Annotated in this window: 15 protein-coding genes; 13 read left to right on the forward strand and 2 right to left on the reverse strand. The window is 34.5% G+C overall.

Translation table 11 applies throughout. The features are described from left to right. Positions 1 to 297 precede the first annotated feature (297 nt). The 7 genes from GSM_RS09485 (at position 298) to GSM_RS09515 (ending at position 6,433) form a co-directional block, all read left to right on the forward strand. A complete protein-coding gene (locus GSM_RS09485) occupies positions 298 to 837 on the forward strand; it encodes a YagU family protein (protein WP_003687527.1) in 540 nt (179 codons plus the stop codon). 330 nt (positions 838 to 1,167) lie between these two features. Continuing rightward, positions 1,168 to 1,764: a dTDP-4-dehydrorhamnose 3,5-epimerase family protein gene (locus GSM_RS09490; protein ID WP_003687529.1), complete on the forward strand. Its 597-nt coding sequence runs from the start codon at positions 1,168 to 1,170 to the stop codon at positions 1,762 to 1,764. 277 nt (positions 1,765 to 2,041) lie between these two features. Then, positions 2,042 to 2,767: a gamma-glutamyl-gamma-aminobutyrate hydrolase family protein gene (locus tag GSM_RS09495; RefSeq protein ID WP_003687530.1), complete on the forward strand. Its 726-nt coding sequence runs from the start codon at positions 2,042 to 2,044 to the stop codon at positions 2,765 to 2,767. A gap of 43 nt (positions 2,768 to 2,810) precedes the next feature. Continuing rightward, positions 2,811 to 3,692, forward strand: a complete 882-nt coding sequence (locus tag GSM_RS09500) for a hypothetical protein (RefSeq protein ID WP_003687531.1) — start codon at positions 2,811 to 2,813, stop codon at positions 3,690 to 3,692. 187 nt (positions 3,693 to 3,879) lie between these two features. Further along, on the forward strand, positions 3,880 to 4,491 hold the full coding sequence (locus tag GSM_RS09505) for a GTP pyrophosphokinase (protein ID WP_003687533.1): 612 nt from the start codon (positions 3,880 to 3,882) through the stop codon (positions 4,489 to 4,491). Positions 4,492 to 4,502: 11 nt separating this feature from the next. Continuing rightward, positions 4,503 to 5,189 carry a response regulator transcription factor gene (locus GSM_RS09510; RefSeq protein ID WP_003687536.1) on the forward strand — a complete coding sequence of 229 codons (687 nt, stop codon included), beginning with the start codon at positions 4,503 to 4,505 and terminating at the stop codon, positions 5,187 to 5,189. Further along, positions 5,186 to 6,433: a sensor histidine kinase gene (locus GSM_RS09515; RefSeq protein ID WP_003687539.1), complete on the forward strand. Its 1,248-nt coding sequence runs from the start codon at positions 5,186 to 5,188 to the stop codon at positions 6,431 to 6,433. Before GSM_RS09510 ends, GSM_RS09515 begins: the two co-directional genes overlap by 4 nt. 14 nt (positions 6,434 to 6,447) lie before the next feature. On the opposite strand, the gene GSM_RS09520 is transcribed toward GSM_RS09515, so the two are convergent. Further along, positions 6,448 to 7,056 carry a recombinase family protein gene (locus GSM_RS09520; RefSeq protein ID WP_003687541.1) on the reverse strand — a complete coding sequence of 203 codons (609 nt, stop codon included), beginning with the start codon at positions 7,054 to 7,056 and terminating at the stop codon, positions 6,448 to 6,450. Between the two features lie 394 nt (positions 7,057 to 7,450). On the opposite strand from GSM_RS09520, the gene GSM_RS09525 reads away from it, so the two are divergent. Further along, positions 7,451 to 8,170, forward strand: a complete 720-nt coding sequence (locus GSM_RS09525; RefSeq protein ID WP_003687543.1) for an EAL domain-containing protein — start codon at positions 7,451 to 7,453, stop codon at positions 8,168 to 8,170. Positions 8,171 to 8,257: 87 nt separating this feature from the next. On the opposite strand, the gene GSM_RS09530 is transcribed toward GSM_RS09525, so the two are convergent. Further along, a complete protein-coding gene (locus GSM_RS09530; RefSeq protein ID WP_029327418.1) occupies positions 8,258 to 9,637 on the reverse strand; it encodes an amino acid permease in 1,380 nt (459 codons plus the stop codon). A 423-nt stretch (positions 9,638 to 10,060) separates the two neighbouring features. On the opposite strand from GSM_RS09530, the gene yjeM reads away from it, so the two are divergent. From yjeM to GSM_RS09555, 5 genes are all read left to right on the forward strand, one after another. Continuing rightward, a complete protein-coding gene (yjeM, locus tag GSM_RS09535) occupies positions 10,061 to 11,557 on the forward strand; it encodes a glutamate/gamma-aminobutyrate family transporter YjeM (RefSeq protein ID WP_003687546.1) in 1,497 nt (498 codons plus the stop codon). 397 nt (positions 11,558 to 11,954) lie between these two features. Continuing rightward, positions 11,955 to 13,085: a 5-methyltetrahydropteroyltriglutamate--homocysteine S-methyltransferase gene (locus tag GSM_RS09540; protein WP_010078168.1), complete on the forward strand. Its 1,131-nt coding sequence runs from the start codon at positions 11,955 to 11,957 to the stop codon at positions 13,083 to 13,085. Positions 13,086 to 13,186: 101 nt separating this feature from the next. Continuing rightward, a complete protein-coding gene (locus GSM_RS09545) occupies positions 13,187 to 14,467 on the forward strand; it encodes an O-acetylhomoserine aminocarboxypropyltransferase/cysteine synthase family protein (RefSeq protein WP_010078169.1) in 1,281 nt (426 codons plus the stop codon). A 27-nt stretch (positions 14,468 to 14,494) separates the two neighbouring features. Next, entirely contained in the window at positions 14,495 to 15,202 is a 708-nt protein-coding gene (locus GSM_RS09550; RefSeq protein WP_010078170.1) for an AzlC family ABC transporter permease, read from the forward strand. Further along, positions 15,189 to 15,518 carry an AzlD domain-containing protein gene (locus tag GSM_RS09555; RefSeq protein WP_010078171.1) on the forward strand — a complete coding sequence of 110 codons (330 nt, stop codon included), beginning with the start codon at positions 15,189 to 15,191 and terminating at the stop codon, positions 15,516 to 15,518. Before GSM_RS09550 ends, GSM_RS09555 begins: the two co-directional genes overlap by 14 nt.

The following is a 15,518-nucleotide window of genomic DNA, read 5'->3' on the forward strand; positions in this document are numbered from 1 at the left end:
GCATAAAAAACATATATCTAAAGTAAGTATTGATGAAATTAATTGGGATTTTCTATGATTATCAAATGGAAATTCATGTAAAATTTAAAAAAGTTTTATATAATTTATAGTTTAAATTAGCTCTAAATAATTAATGGATATAGATTTGGCTATGAATGTGTTAATATGAGCAAATATATAATATTTTTCTTTTTAATATATTTATATTCCCAATATTAGGAGCTTATATTACATAATTAATTTGACAAATAATTCACAAATAGTATGATAATTAACTGTAAGAAGGGGGAAGAATTAATGTTAAATTTATCAAAACCAAAGATACCTTTTAAAACAATTGTTTGGAAGAGTATATGGTATGGTTTTATAGCTGGTATGATTTCAGGAATGGTCAAAATTGGATGGGAGAATATTTTGCCTCCCCGTACTTTGGCTAGAAATGCCACAAATCCACCACAGCACTTATTAGAACAATTCGGAATGTCTTCAAAAGCTGTTCATGCGTTTGTTTATTATTCTACGGATCAAAAAGTATATTTTGTTGCACTGATTATTCATTTTGCATTTTCAATTGTTTTTGCGGCATTATTCATTTTCTTGGCACAATATTGGAAGAAAACAACATTATGGCAGGGCGCTGCATATGGTATTGTGATTTGGATCGCATTCCATATAATTATTATGCCAGCAATGGGAACTGTGCCAGCACCTTGGAACCAACCATTCGATGAACATTTTTCAGAATTTTTCGGACATATTGTTTGGGCATGGTCGATTTATGCAGTTGCAGTTTGCCTAGCAAAAAACGAAAAGAAAAATAAATTGGAAAATTTATAATTTTTGGTAGACCGCTATTATTAAAACTTACGAGAGTTGCGACGAAAGTAGGGTGTTGCTGCTCTTTTTTTATAGACTTCTTCAGAAAAATTTTGGTTTAAATTTAGCAATGGTCTATTATTGATTTTGAATAAGTTTATTGATGATTCAAGAATAAGGTAGTAGACTTCACTTGTAAAAAGAATAAGTCTAAAAATTTGATTGCTGAATAAAGAACGGCTACGGCTTTATTCCTGAAAAACGAGATGCACTATTTTTATTTGTTATAAAGTATGTAGTCTTTGCAGCATTTTTAATAATAGACTAACAAGATATGTTGTATATGGAGGTATGAAATTGAGTGTACAAATTGATTCTTTATCTGCCGTAGGCTCCCAAATTGAGGGTTTACAAATTATTAATGCAAAAATGGTGACTGAAGGTCGTGGAACTGTTCGTGAACTTTACCGTCAGAGTAGTTATTCTGAAATTCTACCAAGCACTGTTTCTGCATGGAGCCAAGTGAATTTAACAAGAACTCAGCTTGGTGCGGTTCGCGGGCTTCATGGTGAGGCTATGTCAAAACTTGTCACTGTTGCTTATGGTTCTGCTTTGGGTGCGTATGTAGATACGAGACCAAATAGTAAGACAATAGGTGCGGTTGTGACAGTTCGTCTCACGCCAGGGATTCAAGTCTTTGTTCCTCAAGGGGTGTGCAATGGATTTCAAGCACTTGATGACAACACTGAATATCTATACTTCTTTGATAATGAATGGGCTCCAGGAATGGCAGGAGTAGCATTATCTCCCTTAGATCCAGGTTTGAATATTGACTGGCCAATTCATATTGACCCCAATAACCGTGAGCAGATATCTGAAAAAGACTCAAAGGCACCGAGTCTTAATGAGGTACTCGAACTCTTGTCTTCAAAGAATCATAAAGATTAAAGCTAGTTAGTCTAGAGGAAAGCAAGTTAGGAAATTTATATTTTTTATAGCTGTCCACAGGTGCGCTAAAAAAATAGAGCATATTTTAGAATTAAAAAAGAAGAGAATGAGCAGAATATAGTTGCTGCTGAGCTCTTCTTTTTTAATTTGGAATAAATGCAAATTCTGTTAAGTGTTGTGACAATCTTTTTTTGGTATAATTATACTGATAGAAATTAGGACGTATAGATTCATAGAATGAAACGAACGATTTATTGAAACTAATCGGAGGATAAGTATGACTAAAAAACCAATTATTGGTATTTCGGGAAGTATTATTAAAGACCAGGGGGGAATATTTCCAGGTTATCGACGCGCATATGTAAATAATGATTACATCAGAGCTGTGAATAATAATGGGGGAATTGCACTAATTTTACCAACAAGTCCTGCCGAAATGGCTAAACAAATTATTGACGCAGTAGATGGTTTGATTCTTTCAGGAGGACAAGATGTAAGCCCTTTTAATTATGGTGAAGAAATTCAACAGAAATGTGGTGCAATTTTTCCGGAGAGGGATAAGTTTGAATTTGCATTACTTGAGGCAGCAGAAGAGAAAAAAATTCCGATATTAGGTATTTGTAGAGGTGCGCAAATAATTGATGTTTACCGAGGAGGGTCACTATATCAGGATATTTCGTATCGTGGTGAACATACATTACGTCATTTTCAACTTCAAGATCCGCCAATGCCAACGCATAAGATAAAGATTGCAGAAAATTCTTTGTTAAATAAGATTATGCAAAAGAATAGTGTGATCGTTAATTCATTTCACCATCAGCTAGTTAAATCTGTGCCAGCAAGTTTACAGATTACGGGGACAACTTCTGATGGAGTAGTAGAAGCATTTGAAGATTCTAACTTTGAATTCTTTTTAGGTGTTCAATTTCATCCAGAAATGTTAATCGATAGTGTTGAGAGTGCAAATATGGTATTTCAGAGAATGGTGGAAGCTGCAAAATAATTAGGGTAGATTATTGGGAAATATGAAATTTGGGGGAATTATCATGAAAAAAGGGAAGAAATCTATTTTATTATTGGTTTTATTATCTGCAGGTCTATTAACAGCATGTGGAAATCAAAAACAAGCATCAAGTTCTAGTAAGAAAATAAGTTCAGAACAGACTTCAGTGGAAAAGAGTTCTAATTCTTCTCAAAAGAGTAGTAGTAAAAAGAGCTCTGCTTCTGTTGCCAAATCCTCATCTTCTGTTAAGAATGCAATTAGCTCGAGCACATCTTCATCCAGCGATAGCAGTGTTGCTTCAACAAATCGGTTAAGTACTTTCAATCAGCAGCTACGTAAAGCCCTAGGCACTGTTATCTTGCCAACTGTCGATGGGTTAGGGACCGGAAGTGACAAATTAAATGTTCGTTATGAGGGAAATCAAGCTAATTATACAATTAGTTATAGTGTTGGCAGTGTTGCGCGTCAATTTAATGATACTGCAATAACAAGTGAAATACCGTATGTGCAGCTAAAAAAGACATCTTATAGTACTTCAAGTGAGGCGAGTGCACAGGTTGATTATGTGAGTCAAGACGATTTGCAGGGATTACCTACGATAGATTTAGGTCACAATATAACAGGTTACGAAGATGCGGGAGCGGGACAAAGATACCTTTCGTGGCATGAAGGAAAATGGTCGTTAATGGTCCATGCAGCTGCAGTGAATCAGCAGAATCCTAAGCCGTTAGCTACAAATATTGTAAATATGCTGGAGTCTTATAGGCTACCAGCACCTACGCAATATGGAGCAATTAGAGCGGATGTGGCTAGTTCATATGGTAGCCGTAACCAAGTGATTACATGGCAGCAAAATAATGTAGTGTATCAATTAAGTGCGCATGATATCACAACGGCTATCAAGATGGCAGCAAGTATGAAATAATTATTTTTCAAAAACTAAGTTAGTAGAAGTTAATATCTTGAAAAAGTGATAAGTATTAGTCTTTTTCAAATTTTATCCATACTTACTTAATATTTGTGTGTTACTTTGAGTTATAGTGCAATATAAAAATCAATTCTTAATTTTACGTATTAAAAATATTAAATTAGTAATTGAAGGAATGAATAATATGGAAATATACGGAACTTATGGAAAATATCTTCCAGAAATAAAAGATGAAATTATGCATAAAATTGATGAACTTAATCACGAAATTGATGGACAAGGTGGAAGAAAGTTGTATGAGCATTTAATTGGGAGAGTCAAATGTGAAGACAGCATGATTGAAAAGTGCCAAAGAAAGGGTTTGACTCTCACACCTAAGAGTGCGCTTAGTAACTGCAAGGATGCGATTGGAATTAGAGTCGTATGTAATTTTATTGACGATATCTATAAATTGGTCAACCTTTTGAAAACACAGGAATGGTGTAAAGTAGTCAAAGAAAAGGATTATGTTTCAAAATCAAAGCCTAATGGTTATAGAAGCTATCATTTGATTATAAAGGTTAGTACTCCATACCCAGATGTTAATGAAAAAAACCCTGGTGACTATTATGCTGAGATTCAATTAAGAACGATTGCCATGGATTCTTGGGCTAGTTTGGAGCATGAATTAAAATATAAGCACAATATTAAGAATCCAGAACAGATAGGTAATGAGCTGAAACGCTGTGCAGATCAACTGGCCTCATGTGATGTGCAAATGCAAACGATTAGGCAAGTAATTCATGAGTATGATTAGGGAGTGACATGATGCGAATATTACTGGCTGAAGATGAAAAAGAATTATCAAGAGTTTTAATAGCTGCTATGCAGAGTACAGGATATGAAGTTGTACCAGTGTATAACGGGTTAGAGGCTGTAAAAGAGGCTGAGTCAGAAATTTTTGATGCAATGCTTTTTGATGTCATGATGCCTGTAATGACTGGTATAGAAGCAGTACAAAAAATCCGAGCTGCTGGGAATCAAACATACATTATCATGCTGACTGCAATGGCAGAAGTTGATGACAAAGTCACAGGACTGGATGCGGGTGCTGATGATTATATAACAAAGCCGTTTTCTCTAAAAGAGTTACTTGCACGGCTGAGGTCCTTGGAACGGAGAAATGAAAATTATACTGAAGATACACTGGATTTTGGAGATATAACATTAGTAACGACAGAGCAGAGATTGGAAAGCTATAATTCAATCAGCCTATCTGCAGAAGAAACAAAATTGTTGAATATACTCATTTTGAATTCTAAGAAAAAGTTAGATAATAAGACATTAATTGAACATACTTGGGGCAAAAATGAAAAAATCGATTCAGAGATGCTCTGGATTTATATTTCTTACTTGAGACAAAAACTGCAATCTGTTAACGCACATGTAAGTATTTATGGTAATAAAAGGGGACCTTACCAACTTATTAATAACAGTAAGGAGGATCCTAAATGATCCAAAAAATTCGCTATAGCTTTATCTATATGTCGACTATTGCTCTATTCGTGGTACTAGTTACGCTTACGGGTAGCATTGTAGGAGTTTCATACTATAGAGCAAAGCAACAGGTTAATAATGTACTCATAATACTCCTGCAAAATAATGGGAAAATAAATTCGCAAATTAACACTCAAAATGTTAGAAAACGTTTTGGACCAACATTCAATCAGGAAAGCTTATACCAATATCGCTACTTTAGTGTTTCATTCAATAGTAAAGGGAAACAAGTGGCTTTAGATAATTCACATATTGTTAGTGTACCTAGAGAAACCATAGCTAGCCTAGGTTATCAAGTATTTAAGAGTGGGCAGCAGTCTGGTACTGTTCAATCTGAGGTATCAAGTTATGCTTATAAAACTCAAAAAAAGAATGGGAGAACGACAATTGTTTTTCTTGATCAATCTGTAATTATGGAGAGTACCAATAATATTATGAAGATTGGTTTGATTTTGGGAATAACGAGTCTAATTCTATTTACTTTGATATTAATTGCTATATCCAAACGGGTAATTAGACCAATTGTATTAGCGGATAAGCGGCAACGCGAATTTGTAACAAATGCGGGACATGAATTAAAAACACCATTGTCAATAATCAAGGCTAATAATGAGTTGCAAGAAATGATAACTGGTCAAACAGAATGGACCATAAGTAATGAACAACAGGTTGATCGTTTGACAAAACTGATAAATAATTTGATCTCATTAGCTCGTTTGGAAGAACAGCAGCGACTAAACTTATCAGTGATTGAGGCCTCAGAGATACTTGAGCATGCAACAAATAGTTTTAAGTCTGTTGTTGCGCAAGAAAATAAGAAGCTGAAAATTAATATTTCTCCTAGTCTTAGAATAAATGCAGAAGAAAATAGTTTTCTTGAGCTTTGCAATGTTTTACTTGACAATGCCAATAAGTATTGTGATGACGGTGGAGCAGTAAGTGTAGCATGGATCCCTGATAAAAAGCTTAAGAAAGTAACCTTAATGGTAGGTAATACTTATGCCAAAGGTAAGAATATCAATTACAGCAAATTTTTTGAGCGATTCTATCGAAACGATAAGTCCCGAAATAGCGCGAAAAAGGGATTTGGGATAGGTCTTTCAATGGCAGCGAGTATAGTTGATGCTTTTAATGGAAAAATAGGGGTAAGTTATCAGAAAGAAACTATTTTCTTTAGAGCTACATTTAAGCTCATAAGGTAGCCTTTTTTGAATGACTATTCATTCTTACTGATTTCTTTTTTTATGCGGTACACTGTACCGTGACTAATTCCGTATTTGGTGACAAGTTCTGCCACGGAGTGTCCATCATTGAGGTCTTTCTTTATCGCAAAATAAATTTTTCTTTTCTGAGGGTTTGGTGAATCAGCACCATATAGAACGGGACGTCCTTTGTAGACGCCCCGTTTTTTTGCTAGTTCAATTCCTTCTCTTTGTCGTTCCTTAATCTTTTCACGTTCACTTTGAGCTTGAAATTTGAACACGGTCACTAAAATATCTGTTAACATATTTCTTAAATTTATGTCTGGAACATTTGAAAAATCAGGTAAGTCCAGACTCTGCAGGGACGCACCCCTTTTTTTGATATACTGAATAATTTCTGTTAAATCATCAGCATTTCTTCCAAGACGATCTAAACTTGTAACATAAACAATATCATTTTTTTTAATACACTTTAATAAATTTAAAAGTTCAGAGCGGTTATTAATATTCTTTCCAGATTCTTTTTCTGAAAAAATTTTCCCCACTGGAATCTTTTTAAGTTGCTCAATTTGTCGTGCTAAATTCTGATCTTTTGTAGATACTCGTACATAACCAAATTTCATATAATAACATCCCAAATAAATAATTATGAATATATTCATATTTTTCTGATATTCATATTCTACTATGGGTAGACCCTAATTAACATGGTTTTACTATAGAATAGGACTTTAAGAATGTCAAATAAGCTTTAAAATTAAAAATATAGTGTGCATATTCAGTGAATTTAAATGCGATTTCTCAAATAAATGGTAAAAAATGATTATTTTTTTGTTACAAATTGATATGCATTTATAAGAATTATTGAGAAAGTAGGTCCAAAATAATTTCAATTTTGGGTCTACCCTAATAAAAAATAGATTCAATGGTTATATTTTTCTATCAAAAGATGTCTAAATAATTTATAAAAAAGAATATCTTACTTTGGAAAGTTTGGTACAAGGAGGCATTACTCCAGTGAACATTAAAAACAATGAATGTAGCAAAAGTTTGCTAAATAATTTATTTTTTTGCTTACAGCCAATTATTAGAAATGGTGATGATAGCAATATAAATGAATATGAGTTACTCCTAAGAAGGAAAAAAGATCAAAAGTTTCCTGAAGTTGAATTTGAGTATCTGAGTCAAAACAACAACAGGAATGAATTGTTAATGGCATGGAGCTACAGAGAAATTCAAAAGTTCTTGGAACTAAATACGCAGTGTCTACTATGGATAAATATTAATCCTCAACAGCTTTCCTTTAATTCGACATATTTATTTTTGAAAAGCCTAAAAGAATTCAGAAAAAATATTAAGATAGAAATAACAGAGCAGATTCCTGATAAAGTGGTGGATAAAAGTACAAGTCTAATAAGTTGTATATGCAAGATAAGGGAAATGGAATATGAAGTTGCAATTGATGACATTGGAATGGGCCTTAATACGCTTTCATTTGTGTTAGAAAATATTACGCAAATTAGCAGGTTAAAGTTATCACTAGTTTCTCTTAGGCTGTTAAACCAAGAAGAGCTGATACTATTAATTAAATTCTGGAAGTTAGTTGCGAATGAAGCTAAGTTAGAACTTGTGGTTGAGGGAATTGATTCTGAGGAATTAAGAATATTGGTTTCAAACATTGGTATTACAATGCAGCAAGGCTTTTTATGGGAAAACGAATTTAAATATCTTTACTAAAAAAGACTTTTTAAGTTTGAAGAATATCTTCAGAATTAAAAAGTCTTTTTATTTAAAAATCATTGTTACAGTATAAGGGGGGAAGAATTAACTTTGATTATTAGGGTGAGTCTTCCAAAATATCACTGACATAATAATCAAGAAGATAGCACCAACTATTACTGAAATTCTGGTTTCTGGATTGAAGAACATAAATAATAAAGTTAGAAATAATGCAAAAAGAGCAAAATAACTGCTAAATGGATATAAAGGTAGTTTGAAAGGATGATCTGCTAATTCATTCTTTTTTATTTTGCGGAATTTTAACTGGCTAAATAAAATTACAAACCACGGCACCATTCCTGGGAGAACACTTGAACTATAGACTAAGACAAAAATATTAGAACTACTTTTAACAAAATAAGGTAAAACTTCATTTAGTATTAAACCAAGTAGAATTCCAAGAGAAATTGTCAAAACCGGTAAGACAGGTACGCCCTTTGATGATAACTTTGTAAACTTAGCATTGATTTCCTTCTTTAAACCAAGTGTATAAATCATACGACTCGAACTAAATATTCCTGAGTTGCAACCTGACATTGCAGCTGTTACAAGTACGAAGTTAATGATAGCGGCAGCGGCAGAAATTCCAACGCGCGAGAATGTCTCAACGAACGGGGAGCCAACCTTAGCTAACTGATTCCAAGGATAGATTGTAACAATAATGAAAATTGAACCAATATAAAATAACAAGATGCGGGCGACAATAGATTTAATTGATTTAATAACCGTAACTTGTGGGTCCTTAGCTTCGCCAGCCGTAATTCCAATAACTTCGATTCCTTGATATGAGGCAATTACAATTGAAAGTGCGAAGATAAAGCCTTTAAAACCACCCGTAAAAAACCCGCCATGAGACCACAGATTAGAGAAACCGATTGGGTGCCAATTATTTCCTAAGCCTAATAGAATTACGAGTGCCCCTAAAATTAGCATGAAGATAATAGTTAAAACTTTAATTAATGCAAACCAAAATTCGAGCTCGCCGTATGCTTTAACAGAGACAAGGTTCGCTATGCAAAGCGTAATAATAACAATTGTTCCCGAAATCCAATCGGGCAGATTCGGCCACCAATAATTTAAATACTGACCAACAGCAATTACCTCACTAATACCGACTACCAGATATTGAAAAATGTTACTCCAAGCGGTGAGATAACCAGCAAGTGGATGAATATATTCCGAGGCATACTTTGCAAAGGAACCTGTTGAGGGATCAACATAAAGCATTTCGCCCAGTGCACGCATTACTATATATAGCACTAGTCCTGCTAAACCATAAGCCAATAAAACAGATGGACCAGTCCATTTGATTGTAGCAGCAGAACCCATAAAGAGTCCGACCCCGATTGTACCGCCTAAAGCAATCATCTGCATTTGGCGTGAAGATAAAGCCCGATTTAATTCCTTGTTGCTTTTTTTCACCATGTACACTCCTCTGACAGAAAAAAAGACTGTGACAAAACGATTTTTTGTCACAGTTTTTCTGCTAATTTACGCAATAAATGCATTTTGTTCATTAACTAACTCTTTGTGACTAACAAAAAATTGACCACACTAAATAATTGCAAGACTAATAAGTTATAAAAAGTAATTAAAATTTGATATCTTTTAAAAGAACCAAAAATGAATAATTCTCATAATAAATTAATAAATCAATTTTAACCTATTTGCTTTAAAAATACAATGCTGTAAAAAACTTTGATTTTTTAATTATTTACTATATAAAACACTCTTTTTATAATATAGAATGAATGACGTTGAATGTTTATACTACTTGACAAGCAGGCTCAAAATGTTACTTTTGAATAGTAATTCAATAAGATTAATTAAAATTTATGGAGAATTAAGATGACAGACAAAAGGAAACTTACATTAATGAGTGTGATGCTCATGATATTTACTTCTACATTTTCGTTTGATAATACGTCAATCGCATACTACACCATGGGGGATGCTGGAATTATATGGTACATTCTAGCTGCCCTTTTCTTTTTTGTTCCCTCAACACTGATGTTTTCAGAATTTGGTGTTGCAATGCGTGATGAACCAGGGGGGGTCTTTACATGGTTAGAAAAGTCTTTAGGTCTGAAATGGGCGTTTATCGGTGGTTTTATATGGATTGCATCTTGGATAATCCTGACTGTTTCAACAGTTTCTAAAATCTGGATAATGCTATCCACAACGATCAGCGGTACTGATAAAACAGGACAATGGCATATTTTGGGCTTGAATTCAACAGAGACAATCGGTTTTATTAGTATATTATTTATCATAGTTGTAACAGCTATTTCTGTGAGAGGCTTAGATAAAGTATCTAGTTTAGCAGCTGCTGGAGGAGTAGCTGCGGTTATTTTGGCATTATTTTTTATAGGTGCAAGTCTTTTTTTTCTTGTTCTGAATGGCTTCAAATTGGCAGAACCAATTAGTTTTCCCAAAAGTTTCATTGAATCGCCACGACCAAGTTATCAATCAACTAGTCAAATGATTTCTTTTCTAATTTATGCTGTTTATGCATACGCCGGGATTGAAGCATTGGGTGGTATTTCGGATAAAATGAAAAATGCAAGAAAGAATTTTCCAATTGCACTGGGGATCAGTGCGTTGTTGATTGCATCAGCTTATGCAGTTATTATCTTTCTGTGGAGTGCCTCGGCAAATTGGCATGAAGTATTTCAAAAGAACGGTGTGAATTTGGGTAACACGACATATATTTTGATGAGTAACCTAGGATATAGTATTGGTAATACGCTTGGACTATCGGCTAGTCGATCTGAATCGTTAAGTTTCTTCTTTGCTCGCTTTGGATCTTTTACGATGTTATTGAGTTATCTAGGATCTTTTTTTGTAATTGTTTATATGCCAATAAAGTCATTTATCTTGGGAACCCCAAAAAAATTATGGCCAAAGTCACTTCCAGCACTCAATCGCTTTGGAATGCCGAGTAATGCTATGTGGTGGCAAGCACTGATTGTTTGTATACTGATTGCATTGACTTCGTTTGGAAATAATTCTGCAAAAGCTTTTTACGAGATCTTAACATTAATGGATAACGTTTCATCTACCTTGCCATATTTATTCTTAGTGAGTGCTTTTATTTTCTTTAAGCACAATCAAAAAATTGTGAAACCCTATGAGATTTTTAAGGTGAAATGGAAGTATGTGACTATAGTTATTGCGGTTAATCTCATTCTTTTAATGGGGGTTGGTTCGACAATGGTTGATGCAATTTCAACTAAAAATTATTTGAATCTCTTTTTGGAATTAGTTGGACCAGTTTTATTTGGAGTTATTGGTTATTGGCTTTATGTACTGTACGAAAGACGTACAAAAAAATTGGGAAAATAATTTATTTTTTGGGTTGACATATAGATTATGAAGTATTAGAATTCCATTAAGCTATTAGAACGATATGAATAATCTTGTGAGAAGAAGAGTAGCTGATTGTGATTTTTTACAGAAAGTCTGTCGCCGCTGAGAGCAGATATTAATTAGGTTAGTGAAGATGAGCTTTGAGATAGAGATATTTGGTAGATTGCTAAATATTCGGTAGGAACCGTTAACTTCCCAGGCATAGTATCTATTATGTGCTGATGAGACACTTTTTAAGTGTGAACAAGGGTGGTATAGCGCTAATTCGCCCCTTACCTGTTTTATGAGACGGGTAGGGGGCTTTTTTGTTGTTTTAATAGTCTGAGCTGTTGTCAAGTACTGGTTTTAAGTCAATGAAAGGTGGATTTTAATTATGGTTAATTCAACAGTTACAAAATTACATTATGATATTGTGGGTAGCTTTTTGAGACCTGATGAGTTAAAGAAAGCCCGTGAGGATTTTCATAGCAAGAAAATTACTGCAGAAGAATTACAAAAAGTTGAGAATGATTTGATTAGTAGGTTGGTTGAAAAAGAAAAAGAAAGTGGCCTGAAAATTGTAACAGATGGTGAATTCAGAAGAAGTTATTGGCACCTAGATACATTTTGGGGTTTTGAGGGAATCGAACATGTTAAACCTAGTCATGGATATTTATTCCATGATGAGGAAACCAGAGCTGATTCTGCAAGGGTCGTTGGCAAAATAAAATTTAAGGAAGATCATCCAGATTTATTAGCTTACAAGTTTCTAGCAAAGTTAGTTGAAAATGACAGTGAGATAACTGCACGACAAAGTATTCCAGCACCTGCTCAATTTTATTCAGAACTTGTTAGGGATGAGGCAAATACTGAAGCTTTAAGAAAGGTTTATCAAGATGATGATGAATTGATTGCCGACATTGGTACAGCATATCATGAATTAATCCTTGCATTATATGAAGCAGGTTGCCGGGATATTAAGTTAGATGATTGTACATGGGGAATGGTTGTTGATAACAATTATTGGGCCACTCGTGCAAGCGAAGGATTAGACCGGCAAGAAATCCAAAAAGTATATCTGAAAGTTAATAATGCAGCATTGGTAGATCTTCCAGATGATTTAAGGATCAGTACTCACGTCTGTCGCGGAAATTATCATTCGACATGGGCGGCTTCAGGTGGATATGCACCAGTAGCTGATTATCTTTTTGCAAAAGAAAACGTTTCTGCATTTTATCTTGAATTCGATGATAATCGTTCGGGTGACTTTGCACCATTAACCAAGGTTCCAGAAGGAAAAGATGTTGTCTTAGGATTAGTGACAAGCAAACATCCAGAGCTTGAATCACCAGAGTCTCTGATTGCTAGAGTGAACGAGGCCACACAGTATGTTCCATTAGAACACTTGCAATTAAGTACACAATGCGGATTTGCTTCAACTGAAGAGGGAAATAAGTTATCACCAGAGCAGCAATGGGCAAAAATCAAATTGGTAATTGACACGTCAAAGCAGATTTGGAAATAAAAATGTAGATTTAAAATAAAAGCCGATTAGTATCCAGTGATGAAGTTTAGTATATCGTAGTTTTTAAAAGCAAACATGAATAAAAATAGGAGGAACTTATTATGACAAAAGAACAATTGCATTTTGAAACATTGCAGGTACATGCTGGACAAAAGGTTGATGAAACTGGAGCTCGTGCCGTTCCGATATATCAGACAACATCATATGTATTTAAAGATGCGGCACAGGCGGCTGCACGTTTTGCTCTTCAAGATCCTGGTAATATCTATAGTCGCTTGACCAATCCGACAACAGCAGTTGTTGATGAACGTATCGCAGAGTTGGAACATGGAACCGGTGGAGTGACACTAGCAACAGGTGCAGCAGCGATTACGGCGGCAATTACCAATGTTGCTGGGCAAGGTGATGAGATTATTTCAGCAAGTACAATTTATGGCGGAACTTATAATTTATTTAATGTAACCCTGCCTAAGTTAGGGATTAAGACGCACTTTGTAGATTCAGATGATCCGAATAATTTTGCTGAAAAAATAAATGAGCATACAAAAGTAATTTATGTTGAAACAATCGGTAACCCAGATATTAACCTGATTGACCTTGAAGCAATTGCAAAGATTGCCCATGAACATGGAATTTTGGTTATTTCTGATAACACGTTTGCTTCACCATACTTGTATCGACCACTCGATCATGGAGCGGATATCGTAGTTGAGTCCGCAACCAAGTTCATCGGCGGACATGGAACTGCAATGGGCGGAACAATTGTAGAAAATGACAAATTCGATTATCAAAAGAGTGGACGATATCCAGAATTTACGACACCAGATCCTCAGTATAATGGATTAATTTTTGCTAATTTAGCTGGTGGAGCATTTACGACAAAGGTTCGTGCCGAAGGGTTACGTGATACTGGAGCAGCCATAAGCCCATTTAATTCTTTCTTACTACTTCAAGGACTAGAAACATTATCACTGAGAGTAGAACGTCATGTTGAAAATACAAGAAAAGTTATTGAATTTTTGCAAGCACATCCGAAAGTATCCTGGATTAAGTATCCTGAATTAGCAGATAATAAATATAAAGAATTAGCGAAGCGAGATTTTCCGAATGGAGTGGGCTCTATCTTTACTTTAGGATTAACAGGTGGAGAAAAAGCAGGAAAAGCATTAATTGAGAATCTCGAAATTTTTTCATTGCTGGCAAATGTAGGAGATGCAAAGTCATTAATCATTCATCCAGCATCGACAACACATGCACAGTTGAATGAAGATGAATTATTACAGGCAGGAATTACGCCAGATTTGATTAGAATTTCAATCGGAATTGAAAATGCCGAAGATTTAATTGCAGATCTTAAACAAGCACTAGACAAGATTGAGTAATACTCAAGAGAGTGAAAGGCGGAAAAGGTGAATGATCAATTAACAAGAAAGCGGGCAGTTATCGAGACGATGCCTACAGTTCTTGGATATGTTGGGATCGGAATAACTGTTGGAATCGTCGGCAGAGCCTCTGGATTGACAGTATTAGAAGTCTTATTGATGTCAATGATTACGTATGGCGGATCAGTTCAATTTGTTATAATTAGTATGATTATTAGACATAGTGAGTTACTGCCAATTATTTTGGCAACTTTCCTAGTAAATGCAAGAATGATTCTGATCAGTATGTCAGTTGCACCTTATTTGGAGCAAGAGTCAGTTTTAAAAAATATATTATTGGGGACACTGCTGACTGACGAAACATACGTATTGAGTATGAATAAAATTAATTATACAAAAAAAAGATTGAATTTCGAATGGCTTAATATAAGTAATCTGATAGCATATTTTACGTGGGCAATTGCATCATTTACTGGAGCTTTGATAGGTGATTATGTAGGAACACCAAAGAAATTCGGTTTGGACTTTGCGTTAGTTGCAATGTTCATTGGTCTATTGTATCTGCAAATCATCAGTGAAAGAGAAATCAAGATGATGTTGCAATTATTGGTTGTTTTATTCACATTACTTGCAATATATATTGGATTGATTTTTATTCCTGCAAATATACTAATTTTGTTAGCAACAATTTTAGGCTGTTCCTTTGGAGTGATAATGAAAAATGTATTCTTTTAATTATGTGTTTACGATTATTATATCTTCTGGGTTTGTAGTTTGGTTATCTAAAGTTTTTCCTTTGGTGATTTTAAAAAAATATAAGTTGAATGAAAAAGCGGTGAGCTTTTTGAGTTTTGTTCCAATCACAATAATGTCTGCTCTCTGGTTTGAAAGTTTATTTGTTCAGCATCTAGGTCAGCTACCAGGTTTAGATATTGAGAATTTAGTGGCATCAGTTCCAACAATCCTGAGTGCGATATTAACCAGAAGCCTCTTGGTAATTGTAGTTGTTGGAATTATCTCCTTAGCTCTTATTAGAGTGATTGGAATATAG

Source organism: Liquorilactobacillus mali KCTC 3596 = DSM 20444 (assembly GCF_000260415.1).
GTDB classification, from domain to species: Bacteria; Bacillota; Bacilli; order Lactobacillales; family Lactobacillaceae; genus Liquorilactobacillus; species Liquorilactobacillus mali.

Coding starts and splice junctions, on each gene's coding strand:
- GSM_RS09485 (WP_003687527.1), top strand. CDS start 298: ATGTTAAATTTATCAAAACCAAAGATACCTTTTAAAACAATTGTTTGG.
- GSM_RS09490 (WP_003687529.1), top strand. CDS start 1,168: ATGAAATTGAGTGTACAAATTGATTCTTTATCTGCCGTAGGCTCCCAA.
- GSM_RS09495 (WP_003687530.1), top strand. CDS start 2,042: ATGACTAAAAAACCAATTATTGGTATTTCGGGAAGTATTATTAAAGAC.
- GSM_RS09500 (WP_003687531.1), top strand. CDS start 2,811: ATGAAAAAAGGGAAGAAATCTATTTTATTATTGGTTTTATTATCTGCA.
- GSM_RS09505 (WP_003687533.1), top strand. CDS start 3,880: ATGGAAATATACGGAACTTATGGAAAATATCTTCCAGAAATAAAAGAT.
- GSM_RS09510 (WP_003687536.1), top strand. CDS start 4,503: ATGCGAATATTACTGGCTGAAGATGAAAAAGAATTATCAAGAGTTTTA.
- GSM_RS09515 (WP_003687539.1), top strand. CDS start 5,186: ATGATCCAAAAAATTCGCTATAGCTTTATCTATATGTCGACTATTGCT.
- GSM_RS09520 (WP_003687541.1), bottom strand. CDS start 7,056: ATGAAATTTGGTTATGTACGAGTATCTACAAAAGATCAGAATTTAGCA.
- GSM_RS09530 (WP_029327418.1), bottom strand. CDS start 9,637: ATGGTGAAAAAAAGCAACAAGGAATTAAATCGGGCTTTATCTTCACGC.
- yjeM (WP_003687546.1), top strand. CDS start 10,061: ATGACAGACAAAAGGAAACTTACATTAATGAGTGTGATGCTCATGATA.
- GSM_RS09540 (WP_010078168.1), top strand. CDS start 11,955: ATGGTTAATTCAACAGTTACAAAATTACATTATGATATTGTGGGTAGC.
- GSM_RS09545 (WP_010078169.1), top strand. CDS start 13,187: ATGACAAAAGAACAATTGCATTTTGAAACATTGCAGGTACATGCTGGA.
- GSM_RS09555 (WP_010078171.1), top strand. CDS start 15,189: ATGTATTCTTTTAATTATGTGTTTACGATTATTATATCTTCTGGGTTT.